At 43.3% G+C, this 16,829-nt stretch carries 16 protein-coding genes and 1 other RNA gene; 13 read left to right on the top strand and 4 right to left on the bottom strand.

Annotated elements, in window-relative coordinates; translation table 11 throughout:
* Positions 1 to 442 precede the first annotated feature (442 nt).
* The 4 genes from adhE to nrdH all read right to left on the bottom strand — a co-directional run bounded on the left by adhE (position 443) and on the right by nrdH (position 7,056).
* The gene (adhE, locus tag DTK66_RS07275; protein WP_153930485.1) at positions 443 to 3,079 is read right to left on the bottom strand and encodes a bifunctional acetaldehyde-CoA/alcohol dehydrogenase; all 2,637 of its coding nucleotides are present in this window, start codon (positions 3,077 to 3,079) and stop codon (positions 443 to 445) included.
* Positions 3,080 to 3,427: 348 nt separating this feature from the next.
* Complete coding sequence (nrdF, locus tag DTK66_RS07280) at positions 3,428 to 4,447, bottom strand: class 1b ribonucleoside-diphosphate reductase subunit beta (RefSeq protein ID WP_191668249.1); 1,020 nt, start codon at positions 4,445 to 4,447, stop codon at positions 3,428 to 3,430.
* Positions 4,448 to 4,564: 117 nt separating this feature from the next.
* Positions 4,565 to 6,736: a class 1b ribonucleoside-diphosphate reductase subunit alpha gene (gene nrdE, locus DTK66_RS07285; RefSeq protein WP_191668250.1), complete on the bottom strand. Its 2,172-nt coding sequence runs from the start codon at positions 6,734 to 6,736 to the stop codon at positions 4,565 to 4,567.
* A 98-nt stretch (positions 6,737 to 6,834) separates the two neighbouring features.
* Positions 6,835 to 7,056 (bottom strand): glutaredoxin-like protein NrdH, encoded by a 222-nt coding sequence (gene nrdH, locus DTK66_RS07290; RefSeq protein ID WP_153930482.1) that lies wholly within the window; start codon positions 7,054 to 7,056, stop codon positions 6,835 to 6,837.
* Positions 7,057 to 7,316: 260 nt separating this feature from the next.
* On the opposite strand from nrdH, the gene tadA reads away from it, so the two are divergent.
* The 13 genes from tadA to DTK66_RS07355 all read left to right on the top strand — a co-directional run bounded on the left by tadA (position 7,317) and on the right by DTK66_RS07355 (position 16,829).
* Positions 7,317 to 7,829, top strand: a complete 513-nt coding sequence (gene tadA, locus DTK66_RS07295; protein ID WP_153930481.1) for a tRNA adenosine(34) deaminase TadA — start codon at positions 7,317 to 7,319, stop codon at positions 7,827 to 7,829.
* Positions 7,830 to 7,864: 35 nt separating this feature from the next.
* Positions 7,865 to 7,962: signal recognition particle sRNA small type (gene ffs, locus DTK66_RS07300), an RNA gene on the top strand.
* A gap of 159 nt (positions 7,963 to 8,121) precedes the next feature.
* Positions 8,122 to 9,945: a DNA polymerase III subunit gamma/tau gene (gene dnaX, locus DTK66_RS07305; RefSeq protein ID WP_191668251.1), complete on the top strand. Its 1,824-nt coding sequence runs from the start codon at positions 8,122 to 8,124 to the stop codon at positions 9,943 to 9,945.
* Positions 9,946 to 9,963: 18 nt separating this feature from the next.
* Positions 9,964 to 10,272, top strand: a complete 309-nt coding sequence (locus tag DTK66_RS07310; RefSeq protein WP_153930479.1) for a YbaB/EbfC family nucleoid-associated protein — start codon at positions 9,964 to 9,966, stop codon at positions 10,270 to 10,272.
* Positions 10,273 to 10,275: 3 nt separating this feature from the next.
* Positions 10,276 to 10,878 (top strand): recombination mediator RecR, encoded by a 603-nt coding sequence (recR, locus tag DTK66_RS07315; RefSeq protein WP_191668252.1) that lies wholly within the window; start codon positions 10,276 to 10,278, stop codon positions 10,876 to 10,878.
* A 4-nt stretch (positions 10,879 to 10,882) separates the two neighbouring features.
* Positions 10,883 to 11,131, top strand: a complete 249-nt coding sequence (locus tag DTK66_RS07320) for a YaaL family protein (RefSeq protein WP_191668253.1) — start codon at positions 10,883 to 10,885, stop codon at positions 11,129 to 11,131.
* 9 nt (positions 11,132 to 11,140) lie between these two features.
* Positions 11,141 to 11,782: a dTMP kinase gene (gene tmk, locus DTK66_RS07325; RefSeq protein WP_153930477.1), complete on the top strand. Its 642-nt coding sequence runs from the start codon at positions 11,141 to 11,143 to the stop codon at positions 11,780 to 11,782.
* A gap of 18 nt (positions 11,783 to 11,800) precedes the next feature.
* Positions 11,801 to 12,124 (top strand): cyclic di-AMP receptor DarA, encoded by a 324-nt coding sequence (darA, locus tag DTK66_RS07330; RefSeq protein ID WP_153930476.1) that lies wholly within the window; start codon positions 11,801 to 11,803, stop codon positions 12,122 to 12,124.
* A gap of 14 nt (positions 12,125 to 12,138) precedes the next feature.
* Positions 12,139 to 13,152: a DNA polymerase III subunit delta' gene (gene holB / locus DTK66_RS07335; protein ID WP_191668254.1), complete on the top strand. Its 1,014-nt coding sequence runs from the start codon at positions 12,139 to 12,141 to the stop codon at positions 13,150 to 13,152.
* 10 nt (positions 13,153 to 13,162) lie between these two features.
* Positions 13,163 to 13,513, top strand: a complete 351-nt coding sequence (locus DTK66_RS07340) for a DNA replication initiation control protein YabA (RefSeq protein ID WP_153930475.1) — start codon at positions 13,163 to 13,165, stop codon at positions 13,511 to 13,513.
* Positions 13,514 to 13,521: 8 nt separating this feature from the next.
* A complete protein-coding gene (gene rsmI / locus DTK66_RS07345) occupies positions 13,522 to 14,388 on the top strand; it encodes a 16S rRNA (cytidine(1402)-2'-O)-methyltransferase (RefSeq protein ID WP_191668255.1) in 867 nt (288 codons plus the stop codon).
* A gap of 9 nt (positions 14,389 to 14,397) precedes the next feature.
* Positions 14,398 to 15,156 (top strand): acyl-[acyl-carrier-protein] thioesterase, encoded by a 759-nt coding sequence (locus tag DTK66_RS07350; protein ID WP_153930473.1) that lies wholly within the window; start codon positions 14,398 to 14,400, stop codon positions 15,154 to 15,156.
* A 158-nt stretch (positions 15,157 to 15,314) separates the two neighbouring features.
* Entirely contained in the window at positions 15,315 to 16,829 is a 1,515-nt protein-coding gene (locus DTK66_RS07355) for an exopolyphosphatase (RefSeq protein ID WP_191668256.1), read from the top strand.

The following is a 16,829-nucleotide window of genomic DNA, read 5'->3' on the forward strand; positions in this document are numbered from 1 at the left end:
GCCATAAATATACCTTCTTTGTAATATTTATTCATTTCTTAATAAGAAACTATATTTCTTATTTCAATTTAAAGTATAGCGCCAATGGAATAAAATGCAAGCGCTTTCTGTACAAAAAATAATAATATGTTTTTATATCATTTAATTTTGTAGATAAAAGGAATTGTAGCTTGAATGCATTTCTTAGTTAAAGCACACTACGTAAAGGAGCTCCAAAGCTCGGAAAATCCGAACTTTGGAGCTCTATTTGTTCTTTGTATAAATTGGTCACGTATCGATGAGGCGTGAAGATAAAGTCCAAAACACGCTTCTAACACGTTTCTATGTGAATTAGTTATTGGAATTTAATAACTGGCTTACTATGTTATTTAAGTAATATCAAATCATTAAACTAATAAAGCCTAGTCACACAATTCTGTGAAACTAGGCTTAAATTAGTTAATTAGTTTTCTTCTACGCCAGTACCATCGTAGCAACGTTCAAGTAATTCTTTGAGTTGGCTAACAAGTGGTTCAACTGGGTTAGTAGTAGTACATTGGTCTTCGTAAGCAAGACGGGCAAGATCATCAACAGCCTTGTCAAAGTCTTCACGCTTAACACCATTGTCCTTCAAACTTAACTTAACACCACATTGGTGAGCAAGTTCGATAACTTTCTTAGCGTATGCTTCAGCTAATTCTTCATCACTGTTACCCTTCAAACCAATGAAGCGAGCAATATCAGCGTAGTCTTTAGTAGCATGGTAAGTTTCGTAGTGTGGCCAGAGGGCAAGCTTTTGTGGACGTTGCGCATTGAAACGAATTACTTGTGGCATTGCAATAGCAATAAGCAAACCGTGAGGAAGGCCAAATGCTCCACCCATCTTGTGGGCAAGGGAGTGGTTAATTCCTAAGAATGCTTGACCGAATGCCATCCCAGCCATCGTTGAGAAGTCGTGCATCTTACGACGAGCTAACTTGTCACCTTGAACTGACTTAGGAAGGTTTTCCATTACCCCTTTGATTGTTTGTAATGACCAACCACGAGTGTAGTCAGTTGCCATTACTGAAACGTATGATTCAGTAGCGTGACATAAAACGTCAAGTCCAGTCCAAGCAGTAGTAGTTGCAGGAACAGTTTCAACGAATTGGGAGTCAACAATCGCAATGTTTGGTGTCAATGCGTAGTCGGCAAGCGGGTACTTAACGTGGGTTTCAGAGTCAGTGATAACCGCAAATGGTGTAACTTCTGAACCAGTACCAGAAGTAGTAGGGATACCGATAAGTTGAGACTTAGTAGGCTTCTTGATTTGGTAAGCACGCTTACGGATATCAAGGTACTTTTGCATAACACCGTACCATGAAGTTTCTGGGTGCTCGTAGAACATCCACATAGCCTTTGCTGCATCCATTGGTGAACCACCACCAAGGGCAATGATTGTATCTGGCTTGAAGTCGTTCATCATCGCAACACCTTTTTCAACCGTGTTTGTTGATGGATCTTCTTCAACATCGTCAAATACTAAGAAAGCAGTGTTGTTTTGACGTTGACGTAATTGGTCGATAACCCGTTGAACGTAACCACGCTTGCTCATTCCAGGACCAGTAACGATGAATGCCCGATCAATGTTTGGAATATCTTGCAATTCTTTTAGTGAGTTGCGTTGAAAGTATACTTTTGGGGGGATCTTAACCCATTGACGGTTTTCACGCCGCTTTGCAATTGTTTTGATGTTTAAGAGATCCCAGTCGGTAACGTTGTGTGAAATTGAGTTGCTACCATATGAACCAGTACCTAAAGTAAGGGATGGCGTCATGTTGTTGTAAATGTTACCGATACCACCGATACCAGATGGTGAGTTAACGATAATCCGTGAAGCACGCATTTCAAGACCGTACTTAGTAGCTAAGTCATCATCAAGGGTGTGGATAGCAGCAGTGTGTCCTTCACCACCGTAGTGCAATAATTGAGCACAGATATCAAAGGCGTTTTCGTGAGAAGTAGCCTTGTACATTGTCAATACAGGGGAAAGCTTTTCAGCTGAAAGTGGGTACTTGTCACCAACACCTTCATATTCAGCAATGATAACTTTAGTGTTGTCAGGAACCTTGATTCCACACATATCAGCAATTGCGTTAGCAGAACGACCAGCGATTGGACCACGAACTTGGTGACGGTCTGGATCAATAAAGCCATCAGTAAACTTGTCAATTTCATTTGGCTTTAAGAAGTAACAGTTCCACTTTTGGAATTCTTCCTTAACCTTGTCATAGATTTCTTCGTCAACAACAACTGAGTTTTCAGTAGCACAAATCATTCCGTTATCGAAAGTCTTAGAAAGAACAATGTCGTAAACTGACCGTTCGATGTTAGCAGTCTTTTCGATGTAGGCAGGACCGTTACCAGGACCAACACCGAGGGCAGGGTTACCAGAACTGTAGGCTGCCTTAACAAGGGAAGGACCACCAGTTGCTAAGATAGTAGCGGTATTAGGGTGTTGAAGTAAGGCAGTAGTGTTTTCACGACTACTTTCAGGAAGCCATTGAATCATGTTCTTTGGCGCACCAGCTTTTTCAGCCGCTTCTTGGAGAATCTTTGCGGTCTTAATGGATGACTTCATTGCTTGACGGTGGAATGAAAAGATAATTGTATTCCGCGTCTTTGCACTAATGATTGATTTGAAGATAGTGGTAGAGGTTGGGTTGGTAACGGGAACGATACCAGCAATAATACCAAGAGGATCAGCAATTGTGATAGTTTGGTCTTCATCGTTGTCTTCAATAATACCAACAGTCTTATCGTGACGGATGTTGTTCCAAATGTATTCACTTGCGTAGATGTTCTTGATAGCCTTATCTTCGGCAATTCCACGACCAGTTTCGTTGGCAGCATCAACGGCTAAGTCCATGTGGTGTTCTTCAGCAGCGAGGGCCATTGCCTGACAAATCTTGTCAACTTGCTCTTGTGAGTAGTAACGCAACTGTTCGAAAGCAGCTTGGCTCTTAGCCATTAAATCGTCAACTAACTTTTGAGCGTTTTGCTTTTTTTCTTCAGCAGTTAATTCTTTTTTTTCAACTTGTTTCTTGTTGTTAGCAGGCATAATTGAAATCTCCTTTTTCAATTCTTTTTTTGTTAACCTTTGAACATGTATAATATTACTACATTTTTTTGCGTTGTAAATACCTTTGTGAACCTTTAAACAATGGTTATAAATATTGAATTCGCTTACATTGTTGAGCTGATAATACTGGTAGAATAGTAAAAAAGATTGGTATTATTTTTGGAATACTTGATAAGTGATTTTTGCTAAATCAATGTACTTGCATTGTATTTCACAATGATAAAAAAGTGATAGATAAATTTGTTATATATCGATTTCACAACTTAAAAATTTAAACAAAATAGCCATTACCCGGTTAAGGATAATGGCTATTTAACTTATTATTAATTAGTCGCGGGCGTTTTTATCTTTGCCAGCGTTTGGATCTTTAACGTCATAATCGCTGTCGCTCATCGCTTCAACGGCTCCCATGCGATATCCATTGCCGACTTGGCTAAAAAAATCATGGTTAGAAGTTGAAGTAGAGATACCATTCATAACGACAGGGTTAACATCAGAGGCAGTATCAGGGAATAGCGGGTCTTGACCAAGGTTCATCAAGGCCTTATTGGCATTGTACCGAATGAAGGTTAAAACATCGTCAGTCCAGCCAACTTGATCGTAAAGCAGGTGGGTGTACTTTTCTTCGTTATCGTAAAGTTCGTATAGGAAGTTGTACATCCAGTCCTTCATATCCTGTTGTTGTTTTTCAGTCCGGTCACGCATGCCAACTTGGAACTTGTAACCGATGTAAGTACCGTGAACAGATTCATCACGTAAGATTAACTTGATAATTTCCGCCACGTTATTTAATTTATTATGACCAAGATAGTACAGAGGAGTATAGAAACCAGAATAGAATAGAAAAGTTTCCAAGAACACGTTAGCAACTTTCTTCTTTAATGGGTCCTGGCTTGGGTCTAAGTACATATTAGCAATCTTAACAGCCTTATTTTGTAAATATTCTTCAGTATCAGACCATTCGAAGATTTCCTTAATTTGGTCAGGAGTATTAAGGGTTGAGAAGATTGTTGAATAACTCTTGGCGTGAACTGATTCCATGAATTGGATGTTGTTTAAAACAGCAGTCTCATGTGGAGTTTTAACGTCTTCTTTAAGAGCAGTCAATCCTGCTTCTGACTGGACAGTATCAAGAAGGGTCAAGCCACCGAAAACATGACCAACAGTCCATTGGTGATCGTCATCTAGTTCGCGCCAATCATCCATATCGTTGGCAACAGGAATCCGTGTATCAAGCCAAAATTGTTCTGTCAGTTTTTCCCAAGTTGCTTTATCGATCATATCGGAAACTTCATTCCAGTTGATCGCATCGTAATGATTTACAGGTTTAAATTCTTCCAATTTCATTGATTGCGCTCCTCCAAACAGGTTACTCTTGGCAGGTGAAATAACTTGCCAAGAAGTCAATTATACATAATATCAAGTTTACCAGTGCACTACATTTAAATCAAATTCCAACATGCCCTAAATTACACAGCTTTCACATTGATTTGCCCCAATTTCATCACTGTCGTCGGTAAATGTTCGGATATAGTAAATCGACTTGATTCCGCGCTTGTAAGCATAGTGCCGTAAAATATTAAGATCACGGGTGGTCATCTTATCAGTCCGACCGTCTTTCCATTCATAGAGGCCGGCAGGAATAGTTGACCGCATGAACAGCGTCATGGAAAGTGATTGATCGACGTGTTGCTGAGCGGCAGCGTAGGTATCAATTACCGTCCGCATATCCATATCGTAAGCTGAACGGTAGTAAGGCATTGTGTCATTTGAAAGGTAAGGTGCTGGGTAGTAAATTTTCCCAATCATCTTTTCTTGCCGTTCTTCTACCCGGTTGATAATCGGATGAAGACTGGCTGTGGAATCGTTGATGTAAGATGTTGAGCCGTTAGGTGCTACTGCAAGTCGGTATTGGTTGTATAAGCCGTCTTGCATGACATTTTCTTTGAGCTTTTGCCAATCCTTAATTCCAGGAATAAAGATACCGGCAAATAATTCTTTTACAACATCAGATTGTGGTCCCCAATCTTTTGTCACGTACTTATCAAAATATGAACCGTCCGCATACTTACTGTTTTCAAAATCATGGAAAGTCTCGTGCCGCTCCTTGGCGATTTCGTTTGATGCAACGAGGGACCAGTAGTTTAAGAGCATGAAGTAGACTCCGGTAAATTCAATTGCTACCGGACTTCCATATTGAATATGGTGCTTGGCGAGGTAACTATGTAACCCCATTGCTCCTAAGCCGACAGAGTGCGCAAGCCGGTTTCCGTTTTGAATCGTTGGGACAACATCAAGGTCTTCAACATCACTGATACGGGTAAGTCCGCGCATCATGGCCTTGATTGATTGACCAAAGTCAGGGCTTTCCATCATGTTAGCAATGTTAGTTGAACCAAGATTACAACTAATATCAATTCCCATTTCCGAGTATGATTGGTCATCGTTTACCCGTGCTGGAACTTGGACTTGAGCAATTTCCGAACAAAGGTTGCTCATCACAATTTTACCATTAATTGGGTTGTCGCGATTTTCAGTATCGATATTAATAATATATGGGTAACCGGATTCTTGTTGCAACTTGCTGATTTCGTCTTCAAGATCCCGCGCGTTAACCTTTTTCTTGCGAATCTTATCATTTGCAACTAAGTTATCGTATTCTTTCGTAATATCGATGTAGGAGAATGGCTCGCCATAGACGCGTTCTACGTCATAAGGGCTAAAGAGATACATATCTGCATCCTTTTCGACTAACTCATAGAACTTGTCAGGAACCGTAATTCCAAGGGAAAGGGTCTTTAACCGAATCTTTTCATCAGCGTTTTCCTTTTTAGCACCCAAAAATTCAATAATGTCGGGATGGAAAACACTCAGGTAGACAACCCCGGCTCCCTGACGCTGACCTAATTGGTTGGAGTATGAGAAGCTATCTTCTAATAATTTCATTACTGGCACAACCCCGCTAGCAGCGCCCTTGATTTTCTTGATCGGAGCACCGGCTTCACGAAGATTACTGAGGTTAATTCCGACCCCGCCACCGATTTTAGATAGCTGGAGGGCCGAATTGATAGTCCGTCCAATCGTATTCATATCATCAGTTGTTTGGATTGCAAAACAGGAAACAAATTCTCCCCGTCGCTTCCGGCCAACATTAAGAAAAGTCGGGGTAGCGGGTTGGTAGCGTTGGTGAATAATCTCGTCAGCCAGTTGCATCGCTAACTCTTCGTCCCCGTTGGCAAGATACAGCGCGTTCATGGCAACCCGGTCAATATAGTTTTCGAGGTAATATTCCTTATCATTAGTCCGTAGTGCATACTGAGCGTAAAACTTATAAGCGGCCATAAAGGAGTGGAAGTGGAAGTCTTGATCCTTGAGGTAGTCGTACAGCTTTTCGATAAATTCAGTGCTGTACTTGCTCATGAACCCTTTTTCAATGTAGTCGTTATCTTCTAACCATTGAAAACGTTCTTGAAGAGAAGAAAAATGTTTCGTGTTAGGTTCAACATTTTCTTTAATAAAATCTTCAAGGGCCATTTTATCTTTATCAAGCTGAATTTGCCCATTTTTCGGGATGTTTACCTCGTTGTTGTAGTCGTAGTATTTGACCTTTGTCATATCAATGTCTGATAATGCCATGTTAATAACTCACTTTCTAAGATAATTTAATTATGCCAATAAAGAAGCCAGCGCAACAATGAGGATTGCTGCCTGGCAAGATTGTCAATGCTATTTGATTAGGCAAGCTGGTTTAGTTGGTCGGGACGAAAACCAGAAAATGCGTTGCCATTGGGAAGCTTCACTACTGGGGTCGCCATGAAGCCTTCAGACTTTAATTGGGATACATATTCTGGTTGTTCATCTATATTATGTTCAACGAATGCAATCTTGTGTTGTTCTAAAAAACGCTTGGTCATTTTGCATTGAATACAGTTATTTTTGGAAAAGACAGTTACCATTTTAATTAGCCTCCTAAACGTTAATCGATGTTTTCTAGTATAGCGGGGAATTTAAAAAAATCAATCAAAAAAGCACTATATTTCGTGCTGAGAAAATAGTGAAACACAATATATAGTGCTTAATACTGGAATTGCCACCTGTGAAACTTTTTTTGTGAAAATTATAAGCAGGTGATTGGTCAAGCCTAAATCAATTTGAAAAACCAAATTAATATTATACACTGAAAAGCAGGATAATTTTAAGTAAATGGAGAAAATAAATGGAAAAAAATAATTCATCATTACTAGCCCAGCAAAAATTTATGCGGATGGCGATAGCTGAAGCACAACAGGCAAAAGTTTTAGATGAAGTACCAATTGGGGCCGTTGTTGTTCATGATGGTCAAGTAATTGGGCGGGGACATAATATGCGGGAAAAGTTTCAAGATGTTACCTATCATGCGGAGATGCTCGCAATGATGGAAGCATGCACGAATTTACATAGCTGGCGGCTGGAAGATTGTGACCTTTACGTCACCCTTGAGCCGTGCATTATGTGTAGCGGAGCAATTATTAATGCTCGGATAGAAAACGTTTATTACGGAGCAGCTGATCCTAAAGCAGGAGCTGTCGATAGTTTATATCACTTGTTAAATGACACGCGGCTGAACCACCAGGTGAATGTCTATTCTGGGATTCTCGGGGATGAGTGCAGTCAAATGCTAAAAAGTTTTTTTCGGGAAATAAGACGGCGCCGAAAGGAAGCGCGCCGGAAAAATAAAACTAACCCCTAGCATTTTAGTGAAAAATAGTGTATTATACTATTTGCCGTAAGGCCTTAGAGCAAGGGTATGCTTACGAACCGTGTCAGGTCTGGAAGGAAGCAGCACTAAGTATGATGTGCCTTGTGCTCTAAGTTTTATTGATATTCAAGCTGACCTACAGCCTTTCGCTGCAGGTCTTTTTTTATAGCAAACGCTGCTTAACAATTCTTAAAATAAATAATAAATATTTTTCCTACTTTATGGGACTAATTCCTTGTATAATATTGTATAGTATTTTTAAATTCAGAAAGGAAGTCTGGCGATGAGCTATCAGGCGTTGTATCGTGTTTGGCGGCCGCAACGATTCGATGATCTTATTGGTCAACAAGTTGTTACAAGAACCCTAAAAAACGCAATTATTACTCACCAGATTAGTCATGCATACCTCTTTGCCGGTCCGCGGGGGACAGGGAAGACCTCAGCAGCCAAGATTTTTGCTAAGGCCGTTAACTGTCATCATTCCCAAGATGGGGAACCCTGCAATGAGTGTGCCACATGTAAGGCGATTACTAATGGTCAGCTCAATGACGTTATTGAGATTGATGCGGCTTCTAATAATGGTGTCGAAGAGATTCGTGATATTCGGGATAAGGCAAAGTATGCGCCAACGCAGGCCGATTATAAGGTCTATATTATCGATGAAGTCCATATGCTGTCGACAGGGGCTTTCAATGCGTTGTTAAAGACACTTGAAGAGCCGCCTGCCAATGTGATTTTTATCCTTGCGACGACTGAACCGCATAAGATCCCGTTGACGATTATTTCCCGGGTACAGCGGTTTGACTTTCGTCGGATTTCGTCTCAGGATGCCTTTGACCGGATGAAGTATATTCTCGATCAAAAAAAGGTGACATACGATGAAAAAGCCCTATGGGTGATTGCAAATGCCGCTGAAGGAGGGATGCGGGATGCTTTGAGTATCCTGGATCAAGTACTTTCCTTTAGTGATAATGCGGTAAACCTTGATGACGCCTTGTTAGTTACTGGCAGCGTTACCAAACAATTGTTAAAACAGTACTTTTTACAAGTCTGTCAGCATGAGGGGGCAACGGCCTTAGATACAATGAAAGACATTTTGGCGGAAGGAAAGGATGGGCAGCGTTTCATTGAAGACCTGATCTCGTTTATCCGTGATGTCTTGCTATACCAAGAGTCACCGACATTAATCAATGTTGAAAGTACCGGCTTAAAAGAGGCTGACTTTCAGCAACTGTCTCAGCTGGCGCCATCAGCGGTCCTCTACCAGATGATTGATGAGCTAAACAATATTCAAGAAGAAATGCGGTTTACGACTCATCCCGATGTGTACTTAGAGGTCTTAACGATTAAGTTAGCGCAGGTCAAGCAAACAGTAGCAACGCCGGCGTCCGCTACTAGCCAGCCTGCCGCCGCTCCTAACGTGGCAGATGACACCATCAAACACCTGCAACAAGAGATCCAGCAATTACAGCAGACGGTTAAACAATTGCAAGCAGCACCTGCTAACAATGGTCGAGCAACCCCTGTTCGGCAAAAAAATGAGCCGCCGCGAGTTCAGCAAAAGAAAGTTCATGTTAATATTAATAAAGTCTACCCGGTACTTGAAAATGCAACCCGGCAAGATTTGATTAAGGTGCGTGACTTATGGGGCGAGATGCTAAATATGCTATCGGTTCCGCAACGATCCTTATTGCATGTATCGCAACCCGTTGCCGCGAGTGCGGTGGGCATCATTGTGGCCTTCGATTATCCCTTCTTGTTCCAGCAAGCAGCGGATGACATGACCCTCTTAAAAAATATGGAAGATGCCTTGCAACGCTTAACGGGGAACGAACGCCAAGTTGTGTTTGTGCCGAAGGATAAGTGGCCGCAAATCAGAAAGGACTTTCTGCAGGGTCACGGCTTTGGTAAAAAGAGTTCGTCAGCTGGCAAGCCGTCTAGCACGCCGCAGAGTCAGGCTAGCGCGGCAGCTCCGGCTTCTAGTGGTGAACCGCCGCTACCATCAGAAGAGGACGCACCGACTGAAGAAGCCCCCGTTCAAGACGAACAGGTGGCGGCTGCCCAAAAAATGTTTGGCAGCGAGATAGTAAAAGTAGAAGATAATTAGAAAAGGATGGATGATATTATGATGCGTGGAATGAATATGCAACAAATGATGAAGCAAGCTAAAGCAATGCAAAAGAAAATGATGGCAGAACAAGAAGAACTTGCTAAACAAGAATTTGTTGGCAAGGCTCCCGATGATATGGTAACTGCTACTTTTAGCGGGGATAACCAATTAATTGATTTAAAGATTAACCCAGAAGCAGTTGATCCTGATGATGTTGATATGTTGCAAGACTTGGTTATTGCTGCTGTTAAGGACGGAATGAGCCAAGTAAGCAATGCCACCCAACAAAAGCTTGGCAAGTACACACAAGGTATGGGGTTGTAAAAAGTGATTCAGTACCCAGAGCCATTAGCTAAGTTAATCGAAAGCTATACTAAGCTGCCAGGGATCGGTCAAAAAACAGCTACCCGTCTGGCCTTTTATACATTGAGTATGCAAGAAGATGACGTGACAAATTTTGCTAAGTCGCTTTTATCGGCAAAGCGCGACCTGCATGATTGCAGCATCTGCGGTAATATCACCGAGGATGATCCGTGCCCGATCTGTCGGGATAAGACACGGGATCGTTCGCAAATTTTGGTTGTTGAGCAGTCACAAGATATTATGGCAATGGAACGGATGCGCGAATACCATGGCCTCTACCATGTCCTACAAGGCGTAATCTCCCCAGTCGCAGGGACAGGCCCAGAGGATATTAATATCACGAGCTTACTCAAACGGCTGCAGAAAGATGATGAAGTAAAAGAGGTCATTATTGCCACGAATGCATCATCTGATGGTGAGTTAACGGCCGGTTATCTTGCTAAGCTGATCAAACCGGCCGGTATCAAGGTGACGCGGTTGGCCCACGGTCTTTCTGTTGGTGCTGATATTGACTATGCAGATGAGATGACACTATTTAAGGCAGTTCAAGGGCGGACGGAGATGTAAGAGCATGTTTTTTAGACGAGCATCAAATGAAGTTGAACACCAGCGAAATGAACGGCTCCTCGATGCGGTTTATTCTACGAAGGCTAGCTGGGACCATGCACGTGAGACGGAGCGGGCCGTATACGAAGCAAACGTTAATAGTGAGCTTCACTACCGTTCACGGATTCAAGAGCAGAAATTTTTGTACTTGTATAAGATTGCCCGCAAATTTAAAGTACATGGAACGTTAAATCAAGGCGTTATTGACCGCTAGGAGAGTATAATGGACGGAAAATTTATTTCATTTGAAGGACCAGATGGCGCTGGCAAGACGAGTGTCATTCAGCAAATCCAAGAAGATCTTGAACAACAGTTAGGCAAAGAAGCGGTAAAGTACATTCGTGAGCCGGGCGGGAGTCGGATTTCAGAGGAAATTCGCCAGTTGTTATTTGACAACCAGAACGCTGATATGGACCCGCGAACCGAAGCGTTGCTTTTTGCAGCATCCCGACGCCAAGTGGTTGTTTCCGAGATAATTCCAGCGTTAAAAGCAGGCAAGACGATCTTATGCGACCGCTATGTCGATAGCTCAATTGCATATCAAGGGGCAGGACGCGGACTTGGTGAACAAGAAATTTGGCAGATTAACCAGTTTGCAATTGACGGCTTGATGCCGGACCTTACGATTTACCTTGATATTGAATCAGAATTAGGCTTGCAGCGAATTGCAGAGCACCGCGCCAACCAAGTTAACCGTCTTGACAAGGAAAAGCTGGCCTTCCACCAAACGGTTCGCCAGTCATACTTACGTCTCCAGCAACGACATCCAGCGCGGATTAAGCTGATTGACGCGAGCCAGCCGCTGCCAACTGTAATTAACGATGTAAAAACAACAATTCATGACCGGTTTTCAGAGTTATTTTAACGAAAAGGGTGATTAATTATGAAAATGATTATTGCAATTGTTCAATCAAAGGATAGCAACCGCTTGCGGAAAGCCTTTAATAAGGCCGAGATTCACATGACGCAGTTAGCTACTACTGGTGGATTCCTTCGGGAAGGGAACGCGACTTTCTTAATCGGGATTGAAGATGACCGGGTTCAAGAAGTTCTTGATGTGATTAAGAAAAACGCTGAATCGCGTGAACAATACGTTACTTCGCAAATGCATATGGATGTTGAGGGCGGTTCGGCTTTCCCTGTTAACGTAAAGATTGGTGGCGCAACGGTCTTCGTTTTACCAATCGAGGATTTCATTAAATTTTAAAGTAGGTGAGATGGGTGGCTGAACAAGGACGGACACGGGCTGAACGATTACAACCAACGATTGTGGCCCGTTTTCAAAAAATCTTAGCAAATAAGGAGCTTGCCCATGCATACCTATTAGTTGGGCCAGGAGGAGCAGGCAAGATGTCAATTGCCAAGTGGTTAGCATTGCGGCTCTTTTGCCTTCATCCGGAAGATAATGAGCCGGACTTGACTTGTCCTGAATGTCAGCGGATTTTATCTGGCAACCATCCAGATATTGTCTACGCAGCTCCGGCCGGCCGTCAGATTAAGGTTGATGAGATTCGGCGCCTTAAAGCAGAATTTACTAAAAGCGCTGTCGAAGGAAATAAAAAAATATTTATTATCCAAGATGCCGACAAGATGACCAACGGAGCTGCTAATAGCCTCTTAAAGTTCATCGAAGAACCAGGCACTGGTGTTTATATCCTAATGTTGACGACTAACAAGAGTGCAGTTCTTCCGACGATTCGATCACGGACGCAGGTAATTGAATTGTCGCCATTAAAAAGAGAAGCTCTTTTAAAAGTGTTAGCCGAACATGATATTTCCTCAACCCAGCGCCAGATTGCAGTTGGGATTACCGATTCGGTGGCAACTATTGAGCAATGGCAAGAAGATGGCTGGTTTGACGAGGCTATTAAGGCAGTTGTGCAGTGGTATAAGGATACTGCTAAGGGTGATATGCTTGGGTTCGTTGATGTGCAGACATTGCTTCTAAAAGTAGCGGCTGATCGTGATAAACAGCAGATTATTTTGGACTTAATTACGCTGATTTGGCGGGATACGTTAATGCTGGCAACGGGGATTAATGCTCCCGATCGGTTGCACTTTAATAATATTTTAGGTGAAATGCAGGCCGTCGTCAGCCAACACCCGGCTCAGCAATTATTAGCAGCGAGTCAGTTAACCTTAGCGACTCGCCACCTGCTCGAGCAAAACATTAATTTCCAAAATATTGTCGAACAACTGACAATCAAACTTGTACAGACATTAAGTGCTAGATAGGGGCGAGAAAATGAGTGAACAGCATAATTCAAGTAATATTTATGAACGTTTTGCTCAAGTAATGCAACAAACGCGTGACCTTGTTAGCAATATGGAGCAACTGCAAGACCAAATAACCGCAATTCTCGAAGAAAACGTTGAGTTGTCGATTGAAAACGAGCATCTCCGTCAAGTAGTAAAGAAACAGCAGCCAAAGCATAACGATAACCACTTGTCTGGGTCACGGCAAAATTTGAAAGAATTGTACCAACAAGGCTTTCATGTTTGCAGCGAATATTATGGCAAACGGTTAGCGCCGAATGAATCGTGTACTTTCTGTCTTGATGCTATTTTTGGTCACGACCAAGGAATGGCGAAATAGGAGGAATCATGCAGCAAATTAGTAGTTTTAGTGAACACCAGCCGGGGAGCCTCTATCTTGTGCCGACCCCAATCGGCAACTTAGATGATATGACTTTTCGTGCAATTAAAACTCTCAAGGAAGTCGACTTGATCGCAGCAGAAGACACCCGGCATACCCAGCAGTTGCTAAATCATTTTGAGATTCCTACGCGGCAAATAAGTTTTCATGAGCATAATACAGAACAACGGGTGCCCGAATTAATTGCAAAATTAAAAGCGGGCCTTTCAATTGCCCAGTGTAGCGATGCCGGGATGCCGTCTATCTCAGATCCGGGTAAGGAATTAGTGGCAGCCGCTGTAAAAGCAGGATTGCCGGTGATCCCGCTTCCGGGGGCTAATGCTGGGTTAACGGCTTTAATTGCTTCGGGGTTAGTCCCCCAGCCGTTTTATTTTTTTGGTTTTTTAGAGCGCAAGCACCAGCAACAGGTTACGGCCTTAGAAAAGCTGAAAAATCGTGAAGAGACAATGATCTTTTACGAAGCGCCCCACCGTTTAAAGAAAACATTAGCTACGATGGCCGAGGTCTTTGGTGACCAGCGGCGCATTGTCCTGGCCCGCGAACTGACCAAGCGATATGAGGAATTCACGCGGGGGACGCTCGCAGAAGTACTAGCATGGTATGACCAGCATCAAGCCCGCGGTGAATTTGTGATCCTCGTCGCAGGAAATGACCAGCCGGCTGATGCAACGCCCGCAACTTCCCAATTATCATTGACAGAGCAGGTCGACCAGGCAATCCTTACAGGCCTTTCGACTAACGCGGCAATTAAGCTTGTTGCTAAGCAAAACCATGTCAAACGTCAAGAACTATATAAGCAGTACCACCAATTGTAGGAGAAGAAAATGAAATTAACACAGGATGCCCAAACTTTTGAAATGCCCCACTTGCTAACATATTATGAATGTGATGAGACTGGTCATCCGAGTATGAGTATGCTGCTAAGCATGATCTCCATGGTCTCCGATGAGCATAGTATGAGTCTGGGACTGGGAATTGATGAAGTTCAAACGACTGGTGGCACTTGGGTCGTCAGCGGGTATGAAGGTCAGCTCAATAATGACCAGCCACACTTTGGGGAAACGATTATCCTCGGTACCCGGGCAGTAGCCTATAATCGTTTCTTTGCGGTTCGGGAGTTTTGGGTGATGGATAAGGAACATCAGGTCGAGTACGCGCGCTTCAAATCCATCTTTGTCTTTATGAACTTAAAGACGCGCCGGATGGAATCAATCCCGCCAGCATTGATTGAGCCGTTCAAATCGCCGTTAGTAAAACGGATTCCTCGCTTGAAACGTCCACATAAGCTGGTGGAAACAGTGGCTGTCGTTGAGCAGGAATACCGAGTGCGGTACTTTGACCTTGATGCTAACCACCACGTAAATAATGCGCGGTACTTTGATTGGCTCCTTGATCCGCTCGGGCGGGAGTTCCTACAAGGACACCAGCTCCGGTCTTTTAGCCTGCAGTACCTCCAAGAAGTACGGGACGGCGAAACAATCAAGAGTCGGGTAAATCAACCATCGGCAGACGAAGCGACAAGCTATCACCAAATTGCCATGGGCGACCAAGTAGCCGCGATTGCAGAAATAAAATGGTATTAAAATATAGTAATTATTTTGTAACTTGCGTGCAGGTCACGAAATAACCACCACGAGGCTGGAAAAAAACTTTAGTTTTTTCACCAGCCTCGTTTTTTGTAGAGCCGAGCGGGGGAAGATGGTATTCTATGAATAGTAGTAAATATGAGGAGTGAGTTGACGTGAAAAGATCATTGACGGCGATAATTTACTTGGAGCCTGATCAAGTAAGCTTGCGAATTGTCGAAATACCAACATTAACGGTGGTAAACAATGTTCGATCAGGCCTCTTAAATATTGGTAAAGCAAAGGTTGCTAATTATTCGGAAAATATGGCGGCGATTGTTAGTAACATCGAAGGATTTAAACAGGTTATTAAGGATTATCAGGCTAGTCCGGTTAAATTTTACGGGGATTTCGAAGACCTCGATCCGGTAACTGCCCGGTATGTTACTGACCAGCTAGAAGTGCGGACCGGTTTGCAAATCGAGTGGCTCAACAACAACCAGTTAATGGCCCAGTCAATGAGCTACTTACTGACCCTCTTGCCGGAGTTCGACAAGCTGAGCAGGCATAATATGTACCTCCTTAGCATTGGTCTGAGTTCTACGACGCTGGCCTATTTCCATCACGGGAGCTTTGAGCGGGCATGGGATATTGACTTAGGCAATGCGAAGATCAGCCACCTTGTTAGCCGTTTGCGGAAGACGGCGACTAACCCGACCGAGATCATTCAGGACTATATCAGCAGCAAATTGGAATACTTGACGCCTGAGCTAACGAAGAAAAAGCACACGGTGATGATGGTCCAAAACGCGCTAGCCCTTAATAAGCTCTTTTTGCCCCATGGTCAGCAGATCGCGGAAGTACCGCTGGCCGAATTCCATGATGATTACCAAAAGATCTTGACACCGGCGAAGGACGGGCTGGTGAAAAATATTCAAATTGATGACCAGCAGTTTGAATTGCTTCTGCCTAATTACTTGGTAACCGCCCGGACTGTACGCTTAATCCAACCCGCGGGCTTGTACGTAACTGATATTTCAACGATGGATGGGATTTCCCATGGTATCGGGGTCAACAATGACCAGACGCGGCGGCAGATCAATAGGATGATTAGGACGGCGGCGGATAATATTTCGGAACGGTACGGGGTTGACTCGGCCCACCGTGATTTTGTGACCCAATTTTCATTGCAATTATTTGACCAGTTACGACCGATCCACCGCCTTGGCCAGCATGAGCGCTTGCTGTTAGAGATAGCCAGTCGGATTGACGATATTGGCAACTTTATTAACCAGCGGGGCCATTACCGTCATTCGGCCTACATTATGGAAGCAACGCCCTTGATTGGCCTGTCTGATAAGGATAACCGGATTATTGCGGAGGTTGCCCGCTACCATAGTGCCGAATCGCCAGATATTAGCCAGGCCCATTACCGCCACCTCGATAATGATATTCAGATGCCGGTGGCTAAGCTGGCCGCGATTTTACGGCTTGTCGATGCGTTGGATGATTCACGCTTGCAAAAGATTTCAAATATTAAGCTGACACTGGTGGGGGATGACCGTTTGATTATCAAGGCCACGGCTAACGATGACCTCGTCTTAGAGAAATGGTCATTTAGCCAAAAGTCGCAGTTATTTAGGGATGTATATGGCATTCAACCAGTGCTGACTGAGAGGAGTAATCATTAA

The organism is Limosilactobacillus walteri (assembly GCF_014830205.1).
In the GTDB taxonomy this organism is placed as follows: Bacteria; Bacillota; Bacilli; order Lactobacillales; family Lactobacillaceae; genus Limosilactobacillus; species Limosilactobacillus walteri.

Coding starts and splice junctions, on each gene's coding strand:
- adhE (WP_153930485.1), bottom strand. CDS start 3,079: ATGCCTGCTAACAACAAGAAACAAGTTGAAAAAAAAGAATTAACTGCT.
- nrdF (WP_191668249.1), bottom strand. CDS start 4,447: ATGAAATTGGAAGAATTTAAACCTGTAAATCATTACGATGCGATCAAC.
- nrdE (WP_191668250.1), bottom strand. CDS start 6,736: ATGGCATTATCAGACATTGATATGACAAAGGTCAAATACTACGACTAC.
- nrdH (WP_153930482.1), bottom strand. CDS start 7,056: ATGGTAACTGTCTTTTCCAAAAATAACTGTATTCAATGCAAAATGACC.
- tadA (WP_153930481.1), top strand. CDS start 7,317: ATGGAAAAAAATAATTCATCATTACTAGCCCAGCAAAAATTTATGCGG.
- dnaX (WP_191668251.1), top strand. CDS start 8,122: ATGAGCTATCAGGCGTTGTATCGTGTTTGGCGGCCGCAACGATTCGAT.
- DTK66_RS07310 (WP_153930479.1), top strand. CDS start 9,964: ATGATGCGTGGAATGAATATGCAACAAATGATGAAGCAAGCTAAAGCA.
- DTK66_RS07320 (WP_191668253.1), top strand. CDS start 10,883: ATGTTTTTTAGACGAGCATCAAATGAAGTTGAACACCAGCGAAATGAA.
- tmk (WP_153930477.1), top strand. CDS start 11,141: ATGGACGGAAAATTTATTTCATTTGAAGGACCAGATGGCGCTGGCAAG.
- darA (WP_153930476.1), top strand. CDS start 11,801: ATGAAAATGATTATTGCAATTGTTCAATCAAAGGATAGCAACCGCTTG.
- DTK66_RS07340 (WP_153930475.1), top strand. CDS start 13,163: ATGAGTGAACAGCATAATTCAAGTAATATTTATGAACGTTTTGCTCAA.
- rsmI (WP_191668255.1), top strand. CDS start 13,522: ATGCAGCAAATTAGTAGTTTTAGTGAACACCAGCCGGGGAGCCTCTAT.
- DTK66_RS07350 (WP_153930473.1), top strand. CDS start 14,398: ATGAAATTAACACAGGATGCCCAAACTTTTGAAATGCCCCACTTGCTA.